Annotated in this window: 17 protein-coding genes; 8 read left to right on the top strand and 9 right to left on the bottom strand. The window is 72.9% G+C overall.

Translation table 11 applies throughout. The features are described from left to right. Window positions 1-60: 60 nt before the first annotated feature. The gene (locus tag ABFX51_RS28185) at window positions 61-1,779 is read right to left on the bottom strand and encodes an alpha/beta hydrolase (protein ID WP_346055457.1); all 1,719 of its coding nucleotides are present in this window, start codon (window positions 1,777-1,779) and stop codon (window positions 61-63) included. An 823-nt stretch (window positions 1,780-2,602) separates the two neighbouring features. Between ABFX51_RS28185 and ABFX51_RS28180 the strand changes: the two genes are divergently transcribed. Then, the gene (locus ABFX51_RS28180) at window positions 2,603-3,049 is read left to right on the top strand and encodes an RDD family protein (protein WP_346055456.1); all 447 of its coding nucleotides are present in this window, start codon (window positions 2,603-2,605) and stop codon (window positions 3,047-3,049) included. A gap of 521 nt (window positions 3,050-3,570) precedes the next feature. On the opposite strand, the gene ABFX51_RS28175 is transcribed toward ABFX51_RS28180, so the two are convergent. The 4 genes from ABFX51_RS28175 to ABFX51_RS28160 all read right to left on the bottom strand — a co-directional run bounded on the left by ABFX51_RS28175 (window position 3,571) and on the right by ABFX51_RS28160 (window position 6,917). Next, on the bottom strand, window positions 3,571-4,221 hold the full coding sequence (locus ABFX51_RS28175) for a response regulator (RefSeq protein ID WP_091505771.1): 651 nt from the start codon (window positions 4,219-4,221) through the stop codon (window positions 3,571-3,573). A gap of 16 nt (window positions 4,222-4,237) precedes the next feature. Continuing rightward, window positions 4,238-5,422, bottom strand: a complete 1,185-nt coding sequence (locus ABFX51_RS28170) for a sensor histidine kinase (protein WP_346055455.1) — start codon at window positions 5,420-5,422, stop codon at window positions 4,238-4,240. A 138-nt stretch (window positions 5,423-5,560) separates the two neighbouring features. Continuing rightward, window positions 5,561-5,716 (bottom strand): hypothetical protein, encoded by a 156-nt coding sequence (locus tag ABFX51_RS28165; RefSeq protein ID WP_091505768.1) that lies wholly within the window; start codon window positions 5,714-5,716, stop codon window positions 5,561-5,563. Window positions 5,717-6,059: 343 nt separating this feature from the next. Then, window positions 6,060-6,917 carry a LysR family transcriptional regulator gene (locus ABFX51_RS28160; protein ID WP_346055454.1) on the bottom strand — a complete coding sequence of 286 codons (858 nt, stop codon included), beginning with the start codon at window positions 6,915-6,917 and terminating at the stop codon, window positions 6,060-6,062. 97 nt (window positions 6,918-7,014) lie between these two features. Between ABFX51_RS28160 and ABFX51_RS28155 the strand changes: the two genes are divergently transcribed. Both ABFX51_RS28155 and ABFX51_RS28150 read left to right on the top strand, forming a co-directional pair. Next, window positions 7,015-7,884 (top strand): TIGR03564 family F420-dependent LLM class oxidoreductase, encoded by an 870-nt coding sequence (locus ABFX51_RS28155; protein WP_346055453.1) that lies wholly within the window; start codon window positions 7,015-7,017, stop codon window positions 7,882-7,884. A 44-nt stretch (window positions 7,885-7,928) separates the two neighbouring features. After that, the gene (locus tag ABFX51_RS28150) at window positions 7,929-8,948 is read left to right on the top strand and encodes a 3-isopropylmalate dehydrogenase (RefSeq protein ID WP_091505762.1); all 1,020 of its coding nucleotides are present in this window, start codon (window positions 7,929-7,931) and stop codon (window positions 8,946-8,948) included. Between the two features lie 42 nt (window positions 8,949-8,990). Here the strand turns inward: ABFX51_RS28150 and ABFX51_RS28145 are convergent, their stop codons facing one another. Further along, window positions 8,991-10,058, bottom strand: a complete 1,068-nt coding sequence (locus ABFX51_RS28145) for an NADH:flavin oxidoreductase/NADH oxidase (RefSeq protein WP_346055452.1) — start codon at window positions 10,056-10,058, stop codon at window positions 8,991-8,993. Window positions 10,059-10,170: 112 nt separating this feature from the next. On the opposite strand from ABFX51_RS28145, the gene ilvA reads away from it, so the two are divergent. Together ilvA and ABFX51_RS28135 are read left to right on the top strand one after the other, a co-directional pair. Continuing rightward, complete coding sequence (gene ilvA, locus ABFX51_RS28140; RefSeq protein WP_346055451.1) at window positions 10,171-11,415, top strand: threonine ammonia-lyase IlvA; 1,245 nt, start codon at window positions 10,171-10,173, stop codon at window positions 11,413-11,415. 69 nt (window positions 11,416-11,484) lie between these two features. After that, entirely contained in the window at window positions 11,485-11,706 is a 222-nt protein-coding gene (locus tag ABFX51_RS28135) for a hypothetical protein (RefSeq protein WP_346055450.1), read from the top strand. Window positions 11,707-11,711: 5 nt separating this feature from the next. On the opposite strand, the gene ABFX51_RS28130 is transcribed toward ABFX51_RS28135, so the two are convergent. Next, the gene (locus ABFX51_RS28130) at window positions 11,712-12,197 is read right to left on the bottom strand and encodes a MarR family winged helix-turn-helix transcriptional regulator (protein ID WP_091505758.1); all 486 of its coding nucleotides are present in this window, start codon (window positions 12,195-12,197) and stop codon (window positions 11,712-11,714) included. Window positions 12,198-12,511: 314 nt separating this feature from the next. On the opposite strand from ABFX51_RS28130, the gene ABFX51_RS28125 reads away from it, so the two are divergent. Continuing rightward, window positions 12,512-12,844 (top strand): zinc-binding dehydrogenase, encoded by a 333-nt coding sequence (locus ABFX51_RS28125; RefSeq protein ID WP_346055449.1) that lies wholly within the window; start codon window positions 12,512-12,514, stop codon window positions 12,842-12,844. On the opposite strand, the gene ABFX51_RS28120 is transcribed toward ABFX51_RS28125, so the two are convergent. Beyond that, window positions 12,828-13,850: an NADPH:quinone reductase gene (locus ABFX51_RS28120; protein ID WP_346055447.1), complete on the bottom strand. Its 1,023-nt coding sequence runs from the start codon at window positions 13,848-13,850 to the stop codon at window positions 12,828-12,830. The genes ABFX51_RS28125 and ABFX51_RS28120 overlap by 17 nt on opposite strands. A gap of 62 nt (window positions 13,851-13,912) precedes the next feature. Between ABFX51_RS28120 and ABFX51_RS28115 the strand changes: the two genes are divergently transcribed. Beyond that, window positions 13,913-14,431: a MarR family transcriptional regulator gene (locus ABFX51_RS28115; protein WP_346055446.1), complete on the top strand. Its 519-nt coding sequence runs from the start codon at window positions 13,913-13,915 to the stop codon at window positions 14,429-14,431. A gap of 325 nt (window positions 14,432-14,756) precedes the next feature. Further along, the gene (locus ABFX51_RS28110) at window positions 14,757-15,566 is read left to right on the top strand and encodes an EamA family transporter (protein ID WP_091505751.1); all 810 of its coding nucleotides are present in this window, start codon (window positions 14,757-14,759) and stop codon (window positions 15,564-15,566) included. Here the strand turns inward: ABFX51_RS28110 and ABFX51_RS28105 are convergent. Further along, window positions 15,563-16,324, bottom strand: coding sequence for an IclR family transcriptional regulator (locus tag ABFX51_RS28105; protein WP_346055445.1), 762 nt, complete (start codon window positions 16,322-16,324; stop codon window positions 15,563-15,565). The genes ABFX51_RS28110 and ABFX51_RS28105 overlap by 4 nt on opposite strands. Between the last annotated feature and the right edge of the window lie 86 nt (window positions 16,325-16,410).

Raw genomic sequence — 16,410 nt, 5'->3', positions numbered from 1 at the left:
GCTTCCGGTTCACGACGGGACCCGGTGACCGCACCGGGCGGCCACCGGGTCCTCCTCGCCTCAGCGTCCGGCGTTGACGCTGCTGATCAGCTCCTGGACCGCCTGCTGCAGCGTGCTGAGCACCCCGGCCGCGGCCGTCGCGGCGTGCGGCCCGGACCGGACCGGGCCCGCCACCGGGTACACCTCGTCCTCGCCCAGCAGCGGGACGCCAGGGCAGGTGCTGTTGCCGGGGCGGGAGTTGTTCAGCAGGAACACGTTGACCATCCCGTCCACGCACGGGTTCCCGCTGACCGCGTACTGACCGTGGAAGGGCGAGTCGTCGACGGACACCATCGTCACCCCTGGCGCCGCGCGCACCGCCGAAGCGGCCTGCTCGTAGCCGGTCTGGGGGTCGAACTCGCCCTGCACGACCAGCACGTCCGGCGCGACTTCACGCGGCAGCGTGGGCAGCGGGTGCTCCGGCAGGCCGTGCCAGAACCCGCACGGCTCGGTCAGGCCGTAGGCCCAGCCGAACAGCGGGTACCGGGGGCCCTGCGTGTCCGACAACGCCTTGTACCACGCGGCGGAGTGGTTCGCCTGGTCCCCGCACGCGACGGCGATCCTGGTGCCGTTCGTCGAAACCGTGCCCAGTCCTTTCGCGACGACCCGCGCCGCGGTCAGCTGAGCGGCGGGCACGTCGAACGCCGCCTGGGAACGCGCGTCCAGCTGGGCGCGCAGGGCGGCCGGGACCGAGGTGAGGCCCTGCGGCTGGCCGTGCAGGGCCTGAGCGCCGACGACGAACACGATTGCCGACAGCAGCCATTGGATCTCGCTGCCGTTGCCGACGAAGATCCCGTCGTAGTTGTCCGGCGCCATGCCCTGTGTCGCGTAGTACGCGCGAACCTGTTCCCACGTCTGCTTCGCCTCCGCCGCGGTGCTGCCGACCTGCTCGGGGAACTGGCGGGCGACCCACGGCAGGTAGACGTCGTCGAACTGGCGCTGGTCGATCACCGGGAAGGCCTCGAAGCCGGCCTGGAGCCTGCCCTGCCAGTTCATGCTGGAGTCCAGCACCATTTTCCCGGCGTGTGCGGGGAACAGCGACGCGTACTTCGCGCCGAGCCAGGTGCCGTAGGAGTAGCCGAGGTAGTTCAGCTTCTGCTCGCCCAGCAGGGCCCGGATGAGGTCCATGTCGTGGGCCGTCTGCCAGGTCGTGATGTAGGGCGCGATCGGGTCGGCCTGGCAGGCCTGCGCGACGGCCTTGGCGGTCTGCTGGTGGAGGCGGATGCTGTCGCGGGAGCGGTCGCGGGCGTCGAGCAGCGCGTCCTGCGGCGGCAGCTGGTCCTCCGGGATGGCGCAGCGGAAGCCCTTCTGCTCGGGGGTGGTGCCGCCGGCCTCGCCGGTGCCGCGCGGGTCCATGCCGATGAGGTCGTAGGCCTGGTTGAGCGCGGGTTGCAGCCCGGCGATCTCCCCGGCCAGCGGGCTGCCCTGGCCGCCGGGGCCGCCGGGGTTGAGCAGGATGACGCCGCGCCGCTGGTCCGCGGTGCCGGTGGCGCGGACCCGGCTGATGGTGACGTGGAGGTCCGCGCCGGTGCCCGGTCTCGCCCAGTCACGGGGCACGGTGATCTGGGCGCATTCGGCCGGTTTCGCGCCGTCGGTGGGTTCGAACAGGCATGGGCCCCATGTAACTTGCTGGTGCAGATAGGGATCTTCCGTTGTGTCCGCGAGCGCGGGTGTCGCGTTCACGACGAGCGCGAGGCTCACCGCGAGCACACCCGGTCCGAGTATTTTCGAGCTGCGCACCGATTTCCTTCCTCCCGAAGTGGCAGCGACCAGTCTGGGAGCGGGGGCGCCCCGGAGAAGTCGGCCGCGAGGACGAACTCGGTGCCGCGGCCTCGGCCGTCCGAACGAGATTCGCGGTCCCGGCTTGGTGGGTGGCGGGTGGGATCGGCAGAATCTCCCGCATCATGACGGTTGCCAGCGTTCCACGTGGTGTTGTCATCGAGGCGGTTGGCCGGGTGTCGGCGGGTGGTGCCGTTGGGGTGGGTGGTCGGGTTCCGGGCGGTGCCGTTGCGGCGGGCGGCCCGGTTCCGGCGCGTGGTGCCGTTGCGGCGGGCGGCCCGGTTCCGGCGCGTGGTGCCGTTGCGGCGGGCGGCCCGGTTCCGGCGCGTGGTGCCGTTGCGGCGGGCGGTCGGGTCCCGGGCGGTGTCGCCGTTGCGGCGGGCGGTCGGGTCCCGGCGGTTGTCGCCACCGAGAGAGGCCGCGCGTGTTGCCCGATGCCGCCATCGGGACGGCTGTCCGGCTATTGGCCTGCGTCTTGCTCGGCGCCGCCATCAGGGCGGGCCCCGCGTTCCCCGGAACCGCTTGCCGTGTACCGCCCGATTTCCCATCGGGACGGCCCCCTGCGCACCGGCCGGTGCCGGATCGTGACGGCTTCCCGCGTCCTGCCCCGCGCCACCTTCAGGATGGCTCCCCGTATACCGCCCGGCGCCGCCATCGTGACGGCTGCTCGCGTTCCGCTCCGTATTGCGATCGTGCTGCCCCGTGCCACCTTCAGGATGGTTCCCTGTGTGCCGCCCGGCGCTGCCGTCGGAACGGCTGCCCGTCTTCCGCCGGGTGTCCCGTCGTGACGGCTCCTCGTGTTCCGGTCGGTGTCGTCGGGCTGCGGTTCGTGCAGGCCGTCCTCGACCGCGGGCTCGTGCTGTTCGCCCTGTTCGTGCCCGCGGTGTTCGGGATCTTCGGGTTCACGTCGATCGGCCCCGCGACGAAGGGTTTCTTGATCGGGGTGTTCGTGGGCTACTGGGCGCTGGCCGAGGTGGCGCTGTGGCTGCTGAACACGTGGTGGCCGCTGCGGCACGGCGGCCAGACCCCGGTGATGCGCCTGCTGGGGCTGCGGATCGAGACGGTGACCGGTGAGCCGCCGAGGCTGCGGGCCTACCTGACGCGCGAGTTCCTGCTCATGGTGGACGGTTTCGCGTGGGGGCTGGTCGGCATCGTGCTGATGTTGGTCACCCCACGACGGCAGCGGCTGGGGGATCTCGTGGCGGGGACGGTCGTGGTTCGGGTGAAGTAGGGGTTTTGGAGGGTGGGGTGGGTGGCTGGGAGCGTTTTGGGTGGGGCTGTCGGCTCAGCGAGGTGTGGTGGCTCGGCAGGGTGGGCTCGTCGGCTGGGGATGGGCCTGGCTGGGCGAATTGGCGGGTGACTCGGGTAGCGGGCTTGGTCGAGCGGCAGCGGTTTGCACGGCCAGGTTGCTTCTCGGGAGGCTGGGTGGAGCAGGTGTGGCTGGGCGGTGGATCGGGACGTGAAGCTCGGCGAAGTCACGCGGTCGTGCAGGCGAAGCTGGCCGGTGAGGTGGGGCTGTCCGATCCGCGGAAGGCCCGGCCGAGCGAGCGAGGCGCCCCTGGGCTCCGCCGATCCCGGCAAATCTCACGAGGCCCGGCCGAGCCAGCGAGGCATCCCTGGGCTCCGCCGATCCCGGCAGCCTCACGAGGCTAGGCGAGGCGCAGCGAAGCGGCCGACCAGGGAGACGACGAACCGGCATCAACACCGGCCCCCGACACCCCACAAAAACCCAACCCCCACAAGGAAATCCGCCTACCGCACCAGATGTGTTTCCCAGGCCCAGATCGCGATTTCCGTGCGGTTGCGGGCTCGTAGCTTGCGCTGGGCCGCGGCGAGGTGGGTTTTGACCGTCGACAGGGAGACCACCAGTGCGTCGCAGATTTCGGCGTTCGTCTTGCCTCGGGCGACGGCTTTGACGACGTCCAGTTCCCGTTGCGTCAGCGGGGTTTCCGGCTTGCGGTGCTCCGGGGGCGCGGGCTCGCTGAAGTGCGCCAGCAGCCGCGTGGTGATCGACGGCGAGACGAGTGACTCGCCGTGGGCGGCGGCGTGGATGGCCTCGATCAGGAGTGCGGGGCCGGCGTCCTTCAGCAGGAACCCGACCGCGCCGGCACGCAGCGCCGCGTGCACGTTCTCGTCCAGACCGAACGTCGTCACCATCACGACGTGCAGCGGGTCGGGCACCTCGGGACCGGCGAGCAGGCGCGTGGCCTGGAGGCCGTCGATCCCCGGCATGGCGATGTCCATCAGCACCACGTCCGGCCGCAACCGCCGGGCCAGCTGCACGGCCTGCCTGCCGTCGGCCGCTTCGCCGACCACCTGCAGGTCGGGCTCGCCCTCCACGATGAGCCGGAAACCGGTCCGGACCATTGCCTGATCGTCGGCGATCAGTACCCGCAGGGGCAAACCCCCACCTCCGACCTCACCCCGCCGCGACACGCACCGGGAGCCGCGCCGCGACCTGCCAGCGATGGCCTTCCGCCACGCCCGCCTGCACGGTACCGCCGACCGCAGCAACCCGTTCGGTCATTCCGACCAACCCGTACCCTCCGGCCCTCCTCGTTGCCCCCTTGACTCCGTCGTTGTCCACCCGCAGCACCAGCCAGTTCCCCTCGGCCTCGGCCGTCACCGTCACCTCGGTCGCCCCCGGCGCGTGGCGGCGGACGTTGGTGAGGGCCTCGGTGAGCAGCCGGTGCGCGGTCGTCACGACCTCCGGCGTGGCCGACACGCGCCCCACGTCCTCGTCGACACGCAGCGCCACCGTGCCGTCACCGGGCACGGCCTGGTCGATCGCCGCCAGCACCGTCTCCGGCGGGCGGAACAGCTCAGCCTCCTCCGTGCGCAGCATGCCGACCAGCCTGCGCATCGCCGCGAGCGCCTCCACGCCCGCCTCCTCGACCTGCGCCAGCGCCGCCGCGTCCTGTCCCTGCCGCTCCGCGACGCGACGGGCCGCCTGCACCCGCACGACGACGCCGGTGATGTGGAACGCCACGAGGTCGTGCAGCTCGCGGGCCAGCCGCAGCCGCTCCCCCGCCCGCACCTCGCCGATCGCCCCGCGGCGCCGCGCGTCCGCGTCCCGCAGCACGAGCCCGGTCGCCAGCGCCGCCCCCCACGCCAGCGCCGCGGGCACCGCCAGCAGCGCCGCCGTCGACCACAGCCCGAACCGGAACACCGGCGCGAGCGTCACCACCAGGCCGCCGGCCACGGCGAAGGCGGCCGCCCACCGCGGCGGCAGGCGGTGGCAGCACGCCCCCACGAGCAGGACCACCGCCAGCGTCTCGGCCGTGTCCGGCTGCGGGGACAGGCCCTGCCCCGCCGCCGTCGCCGCCGCGCTCAGCGCCGTGCCGAGCACGGACAACCCCAGCACGCCCGCGGTCAGCGACGCGATGCGCCCGGGGAACCGCCTCCGCAGCACCGCCAGCACGCCCGCCGCCGGCCCGAGCCCCGGCACGAACTCGCCCGCCGGCACGGCGAGCGGCCCCGTGGCCGGCGCGGCACGCACGGCGAACACGGCGTCCACCACGACGAACGCGACGAGCGCGGCGACCTCGGCCAGCACCGGCCCTCGCCGGCCTGCCCACTGCGGCCACCACGCCTTCGCGCTCATGCCTCGATTCTGGCGAAGGCGCGGCCGTCGCGCCTCCACCTTTCGGCCAGTCTTGTGCGACCGTCCACTGTGGCCGCCCCCGCGCACGCGAAGGTGCCGGCCCCCTGCCCCCGGGGACCGGCACCTTCACACCGCGGCTCAGAACCAGTGCGCGCGGCCACCGACCTTGCGGCCCGTGCCGCCGAGGATGGCGAGCACCGCACCGATGACCAGGAGGACGATGCCGATCGTCCAGAGGATGGAGATCCCGGTCAGCAGACCGACGATGAGCAGGATGACACCGAGAACGATCATGGGTCACTCTTTCTGGAGGAGGACCGGCCGGAGCTTTCCGCCCCGGCCGATTCCGGTCCTGTTTCCGATGGGGACGCCCCCAGCGATACCCGGTTCGATGTTGGACCAAACCTCCAAAACTGCGCAGTGCCAACGAATGCGCTCCGCGACCGGGTGATTGCTCCAGCCAGCGCAACGCGTTCACCGCAACGCGGTAACGGGTGCGGGAAACTGCGGTTTTCCCGCTGCCGCCGCGCACGAGCACGCGTCCCGGGAAGGACAATCGCCGCCGTTTTCACTCACCTGGGCGGCAATTTCCCACCATGTCGACAAAACTCCTTCACGTTCCCGTCCACACCGGACGTCAGCGGAACGCGGCGGCGACCGTCTCGCCGCACGATTCGGTGAGGTCGTCGTCACGCGCGAGGATGCTGCCGGTGACGGCCAGTGGCGGCTCGGGCGAGAGCACCCTGATCCGGTCCGACACGACGCCCGCGAGCTGGTCGTCCGGCAGCAGCGCCCAGCTGCCGGGATCCAGGCCGACCTCCACCAGCATGTCCTGCACCGTACCGGCCGGACGGCCCACTCGCGGCGAGAAACCGCCGTCGCGCAACGCCTCGACGACCGCTTCGTGCAACGCTGGGTCCGCCTGCCGGGGCGGGAGGCGGAGCGCGAACTCGGCGAAGTCGGCCAGCGACACGGCTTCCCGCCCGGCCAGGGGATGCCGCGCGGACACCACCACCCGCAATGGTTCAGACCACGCGGGGATCACGCGGATTCCGTGGCCGCACAACATTCCCCGGGACAGCGCGAGGTCCAGCTCCCCCCGGCGCAGCGCCTGGACCCGCTCGGCGACCGGCAGGTCGACCAGCACCACGTCGAGCTCCGGACGGTACGCCCGCAGGGCCTCCACGCCGCGTTCGAGCCGCGCGCCGAGCCCGGGCGCGGTGCCGATCCGCAGGGTCTTCGAAGCCACCGCCGCGCCACGCACCCGTTCGACCGCGAGCAGCGCCTCACGCGCGGCTTCGAGCACGCGCTCCCCGGCGTCGGTGAGCCGCACCGTGCGGGACGACCGGTTCAGCAGCCGCACCCCCAGCTCCCGCTCCAGCCGCGCGACCTGCTGGCTGACCGCGGGCTGGACGATGTGCAACCGCTCCGCCGCGCGCCCGAAGTGCAGCTCCTCGGCGACCGTCACGAAGTACCGCAGGGCCCGCAGTTCCATCTCCGACCTCCCCCGCCTGCGACGATCACGATAGCTGATCGCTGCCCGGGGACTTCCGGTCTGGCTCGGCACCTCCGGCCGGTAGTGCACTGGCGGCATGCGCATCGGAACCCACCTCATCGCGTCCGGCGACGTCTCCGCCGAGCAGCTGCGCGCCGACGCCGCGGCGGCACTCGACCTCGGCACCGACAGCCTGTGGACCAACCCCCAGCCGGGCGGCTGGGACCCGCTGACCGTGCTGCCCGCGTTGCCCGGCGGTTCGGAGGTCGGCACCGCCGTCGTGCCCACCTACCCGCACCACCCGGTCATGCTGGCGACGCAGGCGCTGACCGTGCAGGAGCTCACCGGCGGCAGGCTCACGCTCGGCGTCGGACCGGGGCACGAGCTGGTGACCACGGGCTGGCTCGGCCTGCCCTACGTCGCGCCGGCCCGGCACACCCGCGAGTACCTGGAGGTGCTGCACCCGCTGCTACGCGGTGAGCACGTGCGGTTCTCGGGCGAGTTCTTCACCGTGGACACGCAGATCACGGTGCGGGCGAAGCCGCCTTCGGTGCTGCTGGCCGCGATGGGCCCGCGGATGCTCGAAGTGGCGCGGGACCTCGCCGACGGCACGATCGCGGCGTGGACCCGGCCGGAAACCGTCGAAAGTTACTTCGTGCCGAGGCTGGGCGACGGCGCGCGCGTGCTCGTGATGGCGATGGTGTCGGTGACGTCGGACCCCGACGCCGTGCGGGAGCGCGTCGCGCGGAAGTTCGGGATGGCGGGGGAACTGCCCGCCTACCGCGCGATGCTCGACCGCGGCGGGTTGTCCGGCCCCGCCGATTCGCTGCTCGTAGGGGACGAATCGGTGGTACTGCGGGGAATTCGGCGGTACCGGGACGCGGGCACAACTGATCTGATCCTGTCGGTGCCCGATTCCCCTGAGGAGCGGAACCGCGCGCTCGAGGTGATCAAGTCCGGGATCTGAGACCCCTGTATCGCATCATGGGAAGGGGAACCTAGGGTGGCGCCATGAAACTCGGTGTGATTCCCGGTGACGGTATCGGTGTCGAGGTGACGGCGGAGGCGCTGCGCGTGCTGGACGCCGTCCTGCCCGGTGTGGAGAAGGTCGAATACGACCTGGGCGCCGCGCGGTACCGGCGGACGGGCGAGATCCTGCCCGATTCGGTGCTGCACGAGATCCGCGGCCACGACGCGATCCTACTCGGCGCGATCGGCGACCCGTCCGTACCGCCGGGCGTGCTGGAGCGCGATCTGTTGCTGCGCCTGCGGTTCGAGCTCGACCACTACGTCAACCTCCGCCCGGCCAAGCTGTACCCCGGCGTGCGGACGCCGCTGAGCGGGGACCAGGAAATCGATTTCGTGGTGTACCGGGAAGGGACCGAAGGGCCCTACACCGGCAACGGCGGCGTGCTGCGCCGCGGCACGCCGCACGAGGTGGCGACGGAGGTCAGCGTCAACACCGCGTTCGGGGTGGAGCGCGTGGTGCGGGCGGCGTTCGCGCGGGCGCAGAGCCGGGAGCGCAAGCGCGTGACGCTGGTGCACAAGACGAACGTGCTCAAGCACGCCGGCGGTCTGTGGCAGCGCACGGTCGACGCGGTGGCGGCGGAGTTCCCCGACGTCACGGTGGACTACCACCACGTCGACGCGGTGATGATCCACCTGGTGACGCACCCCGAGCGCTACGACGTCATCGTCACGGACAACCTCTTCGGCGACATCGTGACCGACCTGGCGGGCGCCATCTGCGGCGGCATCGGCCTCGCCGCGAGCGCGAACGTCAACCCGGAGCGGCTGACGCCGTCGATGTTCGAGCCGGTGCACGGCTCGGCGCCGGACATCGCGGGGCAGGACAAGGCCGACCCCACGGCGGCGGTGCTGTCGGTCGCGCTCATGCTGGAGCACCTGGGCGAGCAGCAGGCGGCGCAGCGCATCGAGGCGGCCGTCCGCGCGGACCTCGCCTCCCGCGACCCGGAACGCCCCGGTGGCACCCGGGAGATCGGTGAGCGGCTGGCGCGCGCCGTCAGCTGACCACGTGGCCTGCCGGGTGCGGCCGGACTCGTCGCACCCGGTTCAGTGCCAGGCCTTCGCGCGGGCGTACTGGTCGGGCCAGCGCACCTCCGCGCCGAGCTCGTGCGCCGCACGCAGGGGCCAGTGCGGGTCCCGCAGCAGGGCGCGGCCGAGGAACACCGCGTCGGCCGCGCCGGAGGCCACGATCTGCTCCGCCTGCGCGGGCTCGGTGATCATGCCGACGGCCGCGGCGGGGATGCCGGTCTCCGCGCGGATCCGGTCGGCGAACGGCACCTGGTAGCCGGGGCCGACCGGGATGGCCGGGCTCGGGTGGTTGCCGCCGGTCGAGACGTCGAGCAGGTCCACGCCGCGTTCCCGCAGCAGCTTCGCCAGCAGCACCGACTCCTCGACCGTCCAGCCGCCGTCGACCCAGTCGGTCGCCGACAGGCGGGCGAACAGCGGCACGGCCTCGCCGACCTCGGCGCGCACGGCCTCGGCGACCTCCAGCGCGAGCCGCACCCGGCCGTCGAAGTCGCCGCCGTAGCGGTCGGTGCGCGTGTTGGACAGCGGCGAGAGGAACTGGTGCACGAGGTAGCCGTGCGCGAAATGCAGCTCCAGCACGTCGAACCCGGCTTCGAGCGCACGCCGGGCCCCTGCCGCGAACTCGGCGGGCAGCTGGGCGACCTCCTCGGTCGTCAGCGGCCGCGGCGCGGCGTAGTTCCCGAACGCCTCCCCGGCAGGGCCGACGGCGGTCCAGCCACCCTCCTCGGGCGGCACGCTCCCGGTGCCCTCCCACGGCCTGCGGCTGGACCCCTTGCGCCCGGCGTGGGCGAGCTGCATGGCGGTCACCGCGCCCTGTTCGTGCAGGAACCTCGTGATGCGGCGCCACGCGGCGACCTGCTCGCCGGTGTAGATGCCGGTGTCCTGCGGGCTGATCCGGCCGATCGCGCTGACGGCCGTCGCCTCGGTCATGACCAGCCCGGCACCCCCGGCGGCGAACTGGCCGAGGTGCACCAGGTGCCAGTCGCCGGGCACGCCGTCGGTCGCCGAGTACTGGCACATCGGCGAGACCCACACGCGGTTGGGCACGGTCAGGTCGCGGACGCGGTAAGGCTCGAACAGGTGGCTCACAGGCCCGTCAACGTCGTGCCCCCGGACGCGCCTTCCCGCTCGTGGCCATCCCCACACCGGGCGCGCCGCGCCCCCGTCACTACCCTGGCGGAGGTCGACGTGAGGAGCGGGGATGAGGGTCGAGGCCGCAGCGGTGGACGCGGCGTACGAGCGGCTGCACGGGGTCGTGGCGCGGACGCCGCTGCAACCCCACGAACGGGCGTCCGCCGCCACCGGGGCCCGGGTGTGGCTCAAGCGCGAGGACCTGCAGGTCGTCCGCTCGTACAAGCTGCGTGGCGCCTACAACCTGCTCGCGCAGCTCGACGACGACCAGCGGGACCGGCCGGTGGTCTGCGCCAGCGCGGGCAACCACGCGCAGGGCGTCGCGTTCGCGTGCCGCGCGCTGGACCTGCGTGCGCGGATCTTCCTGCCCCGCACCACACCCCGGCAGAAACGGGCACGGATCGCGTTGCTCGGCGGCGACCGGGTCGAGACCATCGTCGGCGGTGACACCTACGACGCCGCCTTCGCCGCCGCGACCGAGCAGGCCGAGCGGACCGGGGCGCTGATGGTGCCCGCGTTCGACCACCCGGACATCATCGCGGGGCAGGGCACCGTCGCGAGGGAGATCGTCGAGCAGCTCGGGCACGCCCCGGACGTGGTGCTCGTGCCGGTCGGCGGCGGCGGGCTGATCGCGGGGATGACGGCGTGGCTGGCGAAGCACCACCCGTCGACGCGCGTGATCGGGGTCGAGCCCGCGGGCGCGGCGAGCATGGCCGCCGCGGTGGCCGCCGGCCGTCCGGTGGAGCTGGCGGAGCTGGACGGGTTCGTCGACGGTGCGGCGGTGCGCAAGGTCGGCACGCACACATACGGGGTGCTCGAGGAGCACCCGGTGGCGCTGCGTGAGGTCGATCCCGGTGTGCTGTGCGAGGAAATGCTCGATCTGTTCGATGTGGACGGTGTGATCGCCGAGCCCGCGGGAGCGCTCGCCCCGGCCGTGTTGCGCACCGGAGGTGTTGTGGCGCCTGGTGAAACCGTCGTCGCCGTCGTGTCGGGCGGCAACCACGATGTGAGCCGGTACGCCGAGGTGATGGAACGCGCGCTGGTCTCGCGCGGGGTGAAGCACTACTTCCTGGTCGAGTTCCCGCAGGAACCCGGTGCACTGCGGCGGTTCCTCGACGAGGTGCTCGGCCCGGACGACGACATCACGTTGTTCGAGTACGTCAAGCGCACCAACCGCGAGTTCGGGCCCGCACTCGTCGGCATCGAACTGGGTTCGCCCGCCGACCTGTCGCCGCTGCTCGCGCGGCTGGCTGCCTCCCCGATCTCCGCGGAGAAGCTCGCACCCGGCGATCCGGTGTTCCGGTTCCTCGTCTGAGGCGTGAATCTCGGTCCAGCCAGGCCGCGCCAGGGCCCGCTGTCCAGCGGTACGTCCTGATTCGTCGGCGTGAACCGGGAAGTGGGCCAGTTCGACGACTCCACCCCGCCGCCGGGGTCCACTGTGGACCCGTGCTTCGAGGCTGCCGGGCCCGGTGAACTGGTCGGCGCCGACGAGGCGGTGGCCGCGGGGTGGCGTGTCGACGTCCAGAGCTACGTCATGACGGACGGCGGGCGCCAGGACCGGCAGCACTCCGTGGTGATCCTCGCCGGGGCCACCTGTTCCCGCTGATCGGGTCAGCTCCGCTTGCGGCGGCTGCGGGCGGAACGCGGCGGGGCGGCCCGCATGTGGTCGCGGACCCGGCCGAGGACCGCGCCCAGCGTGCGCACGTCCCCGTCGTCGAGCGGGGTGAACAGCAGCTGCCGCACGACCTCCACGTGCCCCGGCAGCACCCGCCCCACCAGCGCCCTGCCCTCGCCGGTGAGCTCCACGACCGTGCTGCGCTCGTCGTCGGGTGACGGGGCGCGCGTGACGAGCCCGGCCTTCTCCAGCTGGGCCGCCTGGTAGGTCAGGCCGCTGCGGCTGTACACGATCCCGTCCGCGAGGTCGGTCATCCGCAGCGGCCCGTTCGCCTCCCACAGCCGCATCAGGATCTGGAACTGCACGTACGTGATGCCGCCGGAGTCACGCAGCTGCCCCTCGACGGCGTGCTGGAGCAGGCTGCCGACCTCCGTCAGGGCGAAGTAGGCGGCGAGTTGTCCGGATTCGAGGGGTTCGGCCACCTCCGCAGTCTACTTGCTTCGAACTCGAAGCTGGTACGGTCCGGACGTCCTGCACGAGGCCGAGGTCGAGCGGCCGCGCCCTGGTGCGGGAGAAGTCCTCGTGCGCGTCGCGGGCACCGCGTTCAACCCCGTCGACGGCGTCATCCGCGCCGGTTTCCTGCGTGACGCGTTCCCCGTCGAGCTCCCCGCCATCCCGGGGATCGACGTGTCAGACCCTGTTCGAACATGCCCAAGTCCAGTCAGGGTAACGGGTTCTGAGCAACGGCGCCGGGGGCGGATACACCATCGAGTTCGCCGTCCGGGCGGGCGCCACGGTGATCGCCACGGCCTCCCCGCGCAGCGCGGGCGCGGTGCGGTCGCTCGGCGCGCACGAGGTCGTGGACTACACCGCGACCCCGCTCACGGAAGCCGGGATCGAACCGGTCGACGTACTGGTCAACCTCGTGCGCACGAGCGATTCCGAGCTGGCCGCGCTGACGGAACTCGTGCGGGACAACGGGATCGTCGTCAGCACCGCCACCCCCGGCAACGGTGACCCGGCCCGCGGGGTCCGGGCGAGCAGCGTGTACGTCCATGCCTCTCGTGCACGAGCGGGGTGCGTTCCGCGGCCGGGTCGTGCTCGCACGCTGATCAGGCGACGTCGATGAGCACCTTGCCCACCACCGCCTTCTCGACGGCCGCGTGGGCGTCGGCGGTGCTTGCCAGCGGGAAGCGGTGCAGCGGCAGCCCCGCGTCCTCGCCGACGCGGAGCGCCCCGTCCGCCACGGCGGCGCTCACGTCCGCGACCGCGTGGTCCTTCGCCTGCGACGGCACGGTGTACACCAAAACGAACTGGTAGCGCGCGTTCGTCACCATGTGCGGGCGGATGGTCAGCGTCAGCTCCTCGCCGCCGTTGTTCGCGTACACCGCGATGGTGCCGTTCGGGGCGAGGACGGCCTGGTTCAGCGCCGCGTTCGGCCCCGGTGCCACCTCGACCACCAGGTCGACGCCGTCCGGGACCAGTTCGCGGATCGCTTCGGCCGCGTTCTCCGTGCGGTAGTCCACCACGTGATGGGCCCCGGCCGCGGAGGCCAGCCGCGCCTTTTCGGGGCTGCTGACGGTGGTGATCACCCGCGCCCCGGCCCACCTCGCCAGCTCGATCGCCGCATGCCCGACCGCTCCGGCCCCGCCCGCGACGAGCACCGACCGCCCGGTGAGCGCGCCGGGGCTCAGCCGGTCCGGTCCGCTCTCGCCGACCGTCAGCGCGCGGTGGGCGGTCAGCGCCGGGATGCCGAGTGAGGCGCCGAGGTCGAACGACGCGGAGTCCGGCAGCGGCACGGCCTGCCGGGCGGGCAGCACGACGTACTCCTGCGCCGTGCCGTCGGCGCGCTGCCACGCGGCCTCCCACAGCCAGACCCGCTGCCCGGCCTCGAGCCCGGTCACGTCCGGCCCGACGGCGTCCACGATCCCGGCGCCGTCCTGGTTCGGCACCACCTCGGGGAACGGCAGGGATTCCCCGGGACGGGAGCCGCGGCGGTTCTTCCAGTCGGTCGGGTTGACGCCGGACACCTTCACCTGGACGCGCACTTCCCCCGGCCCCGGCTCGGGCACGGGCCGCTCGGTCAGGCGGAGGACTTCCGGGTCGCCGGTCTCGCGGTAACTGATCGCCTTCATACCGCCATCCAACTCCGCGCTCCCGGTTTGCGCCCACCCGGCAGGGCTGTTATGCATGACTCATGCATGAATCGCGGACGGCGAACCTCCTCGGGGCGACCGCACTGGCGGTGTCCGACGTCGTGCTCGCGGCGGCCCAGCGCGAGGCGGGGGTGAGCGCGAGCGGCGCGGCGGCGCTCGTGGTGCTGGCGACGGCGCCGGGGCTGAGCGTGACCGAACTCGGCAGGCGGGTGGGGCTCAGCCAGTCCGCGGCGGCGCGGATGGTGGTTTCCCTGCAGGCGGCGGGTTTGCTGGAGCGGCGCGCGGGCCAGGGCCGGGAGGTCGCCGTGCACCTGACGAGAACCGGGTCCGCGACGGCGCACCGGCTGCTGGCCACGCGCGGCAGCGGTCTCGGGGAGGTGCTGGACGCCCTCGAACCGGCCGAGCAACGGGCGCTGGCGGGGTTGCTCGGCAAGCTCCTCACACGGCTCTACGAGCACATCGGCAGCGCGGACCTGCTGTGCCGCCTGTGCGATCGCGGCAGCTGCACGACGGGCGACGTGTGCCCGGTCGGCCAGGCCGAACGCGACCGGAACGGCTGAATCGTGAGCACACGGCTCGCACCGCTGGACCTGCTGTGCCACCGGCGACCTGTGCCCGATCGGCCAGGCCGAACACGACCGGAAGGACTGAGCCGTGGCCACCCCTCCTCACCCGCCAGGACCTGCTGCGCCACCTGTGCGATCGCCCCAGCTACACCACCAGGGACCTGCGCCCCGCCGGCCAGACCGAACGCGACCGGAAGGACTGACTCGTGAGCACCCTCCTCGCACCGCTGGACCTGCTGCGCCGCCAATGCGATCGCAGCTACACCACCAGCGACATGCGCCCCGTCGGCAGACCGAACGCGACTGGAAGGGCTGAATCGTGGGCACGCTCCTCGCCCTCGCGTCCGCCGTGAGCTACGGGCTTTCCGACTTCGCGGGCGGGCTGCTGTCCCGCCGGGCGCCGTTCGCCATCATCGCGTTGCTCGGGCAGCTCGGCGGCCTGGGCGTCGCGCTGCTCGCGACCGCGGTGCTGCCCGCGCCCGCCACCACGGCGGCGGACCTGGGCTGGGGCGCGCTGTCCGGCGTCGGCACCGGGCTCGGGATGCTGTTCCTCTTCCGCGGCCTCGGCCGGGGCGCGATGAGCGTGGTCGTGCCGTTGAGCGCGGTCGGCGGGGTGGCGCTGCCCGTACTGGTCGGCGTGGCGTTCCTCGGGGAGCGGCCGTCCGCGCTCGCGTGGCTCGGCGTGGTGCTCGCGCTTCCCGCGCTGTGGCTCGTCTCCGGCGGGGACGTGCGCGGCAGCGGGATTCCCGACGGGCTGCTCGCGGGCGGCGGGATCGCGCTGCAGTACCTCGCGCTCGCGCAGGCCGGGCCGGGTGCCGGCGCGTGGCCCGTGGTGACGGGCCGGGTCGCCGCGGTGCTGACGATCCTGCCGCTCGTGCTGTCCACCCGGCCCCGGCCGTCGCACCTCCTGCCCGCCGCCGTCACCGGCGGGCTGGCGGCGCTCGCACTGGTCTGCTACCTCGCCGCGACCCGGCACCAGCTCGTCGTCGTAGCGGTGGTGCTTTCGTCGCTGTACCCGGCGATCCCGGTGCTGCTGGGGATCACGGTGCTGCGGGAGCGGCTCGGCCGCGGGCAGGTCGCCGGGCTGGGCGCCGCCTCCGCCGCCGTCGCCCTGCTCGCGCTCGGTTAACCCGTCACGCGGTGGGACAACGCGTGGGCCTCCTTCAGCAGCAGCGCCCCCAGCTCCGGTCGCCGGTCGGCGCGGAAACGGGATTCGACGCCGGTGAGGGTCAGCGCCCAGTCCGGCTCGCCCGTGCGCCCAAAGACCGCGGCCGCCATGCCCCAGCTGCCCTCCACCACCAAGCCCGGGTTGACGGCGTACCCCTGTTCACGCGTCAGCGTGATGCGCTCACGGATCGCCGCCGCGGAATGCGCCTCGCCCCACCGGCCGGTGAGGTCCACGCGCGCCAGGTAGTCGTCCACCTCGCGGTCGGGCAGCATCGCCAGCACCACGAGCCCCGCCGACACCACCCCGAGCGGGAACCGCGCGCCCTCGTACAGCACGAACGAGCGGATCGGGAAATCCCCGTCCTCGCGGAGCAGGCACACCGTCTCCTCCCCGCGCCGCGCCGAGAAGAAAGCGCTTTCACCGGTCGCCGCCGCGAGCCGGTGCACGCTCGCCCGCGCGTGCCGCGTCACGTCGTACCGCCGGGCCGCGACCTCGCCCAGCAGGTACAGCTCGGGCCCGAGGTACCACCGGCCGCTGCGCTGGTCGCGGTCGACGTACCCCTCCTCCGCCAGCGACACGAGCAGCCGGTGCACGGTGGGCCGCGCGAGCCCCGTCGCGCGGGCCAGCTCGGACGTCGAGGCCCCGGCGTCGGGCACGTTCGACAGCGCGCGCAGCACGGCGGCGGCGCGGCCGATGAGCTGTCCCGCGGGCGTCGTCACGACCTCAGCTTAGCGTTCACTCAGTGAACACCGGGCGTCGAATCGTTCACCAGGCGAGAGATCCTTTGACCCACTGGCCAGGATGA

The organism is Amycolatopsis dongchuanensis, from assembly GCF_039542405.1.
Taxonomy (GTDB): domain Bacteria; phylum Actinomycetota; class Actinomycetes; order Mycobacteriales; family Pseudonocardiaceae; genus Amycolatopsis_E; species Amycolatopsis_E sacchari.
Note: the sequence above shows the minus strand (reverse complement) of the source record. Positions and strands in the feature narration are given on the sequence as shown.

Bases quoted from the DNA above. Each gene is read 5' to 3' on its own strand.
- ABFX51_RS28170 (WP_346055455.1), bottom strand. From the start codon at position 5,422: ATGAGCGCGAAGGCGTGGTGGCCGCAGTGGGCAGGCCGGCGAGGGCCG.
- ABFX51_RS28155 (WP_346055453.1), top strand. From the start codon at position 7,015: ATGCGCATCGGAACCCACCTCATCGCGTCCGGCGACGTCTCCGCCGAG.
- ABFX51_RS28150 (WP_091505762.1), top strand. From the start codon at position 7,929: ATGAAACTCGGTGTGATTCCCGGTGACGGTATCGGTGTCGAGGTGACG.
- ABFX51_RS28165 (WP_091505768.1), bottom strand. From the start codon at position 5,716: ATGATCGTTCTCGGTGTCATCCTGCTCATCGTCGGTCTGCTGACCGGG.
- ABFX51_RS28160 (WP_346055454.1), bottom strand. From the start codon at position 6,917: ATGGAACTGCGGGCCCTGCGGTACTTCGTGACGGTCGCCGAGGAGCTG.
- ABFX51_RS28115 (WP_346055446.1), top strand. From the start codon at position 13,913: ATGCATGAATCGCGGACGGCGAACCTCCTCGGGGCGACCGCACTGGCG.
- ilvA (WP_346055451.1), top strand. From the start codon at position 10,171: ATGAGGGTCGAGGCCGCAGCGGTGGACGCGGCGTACGAGCGGCTGCAC.
- ABFX51_RS28120 (WP_346055447.1), bottom strand. From the start codon at position 13,850: ATGAAGGCGATCAGTTACCGCGAGACCGGCGACCCGGAAGTCCTCCGC.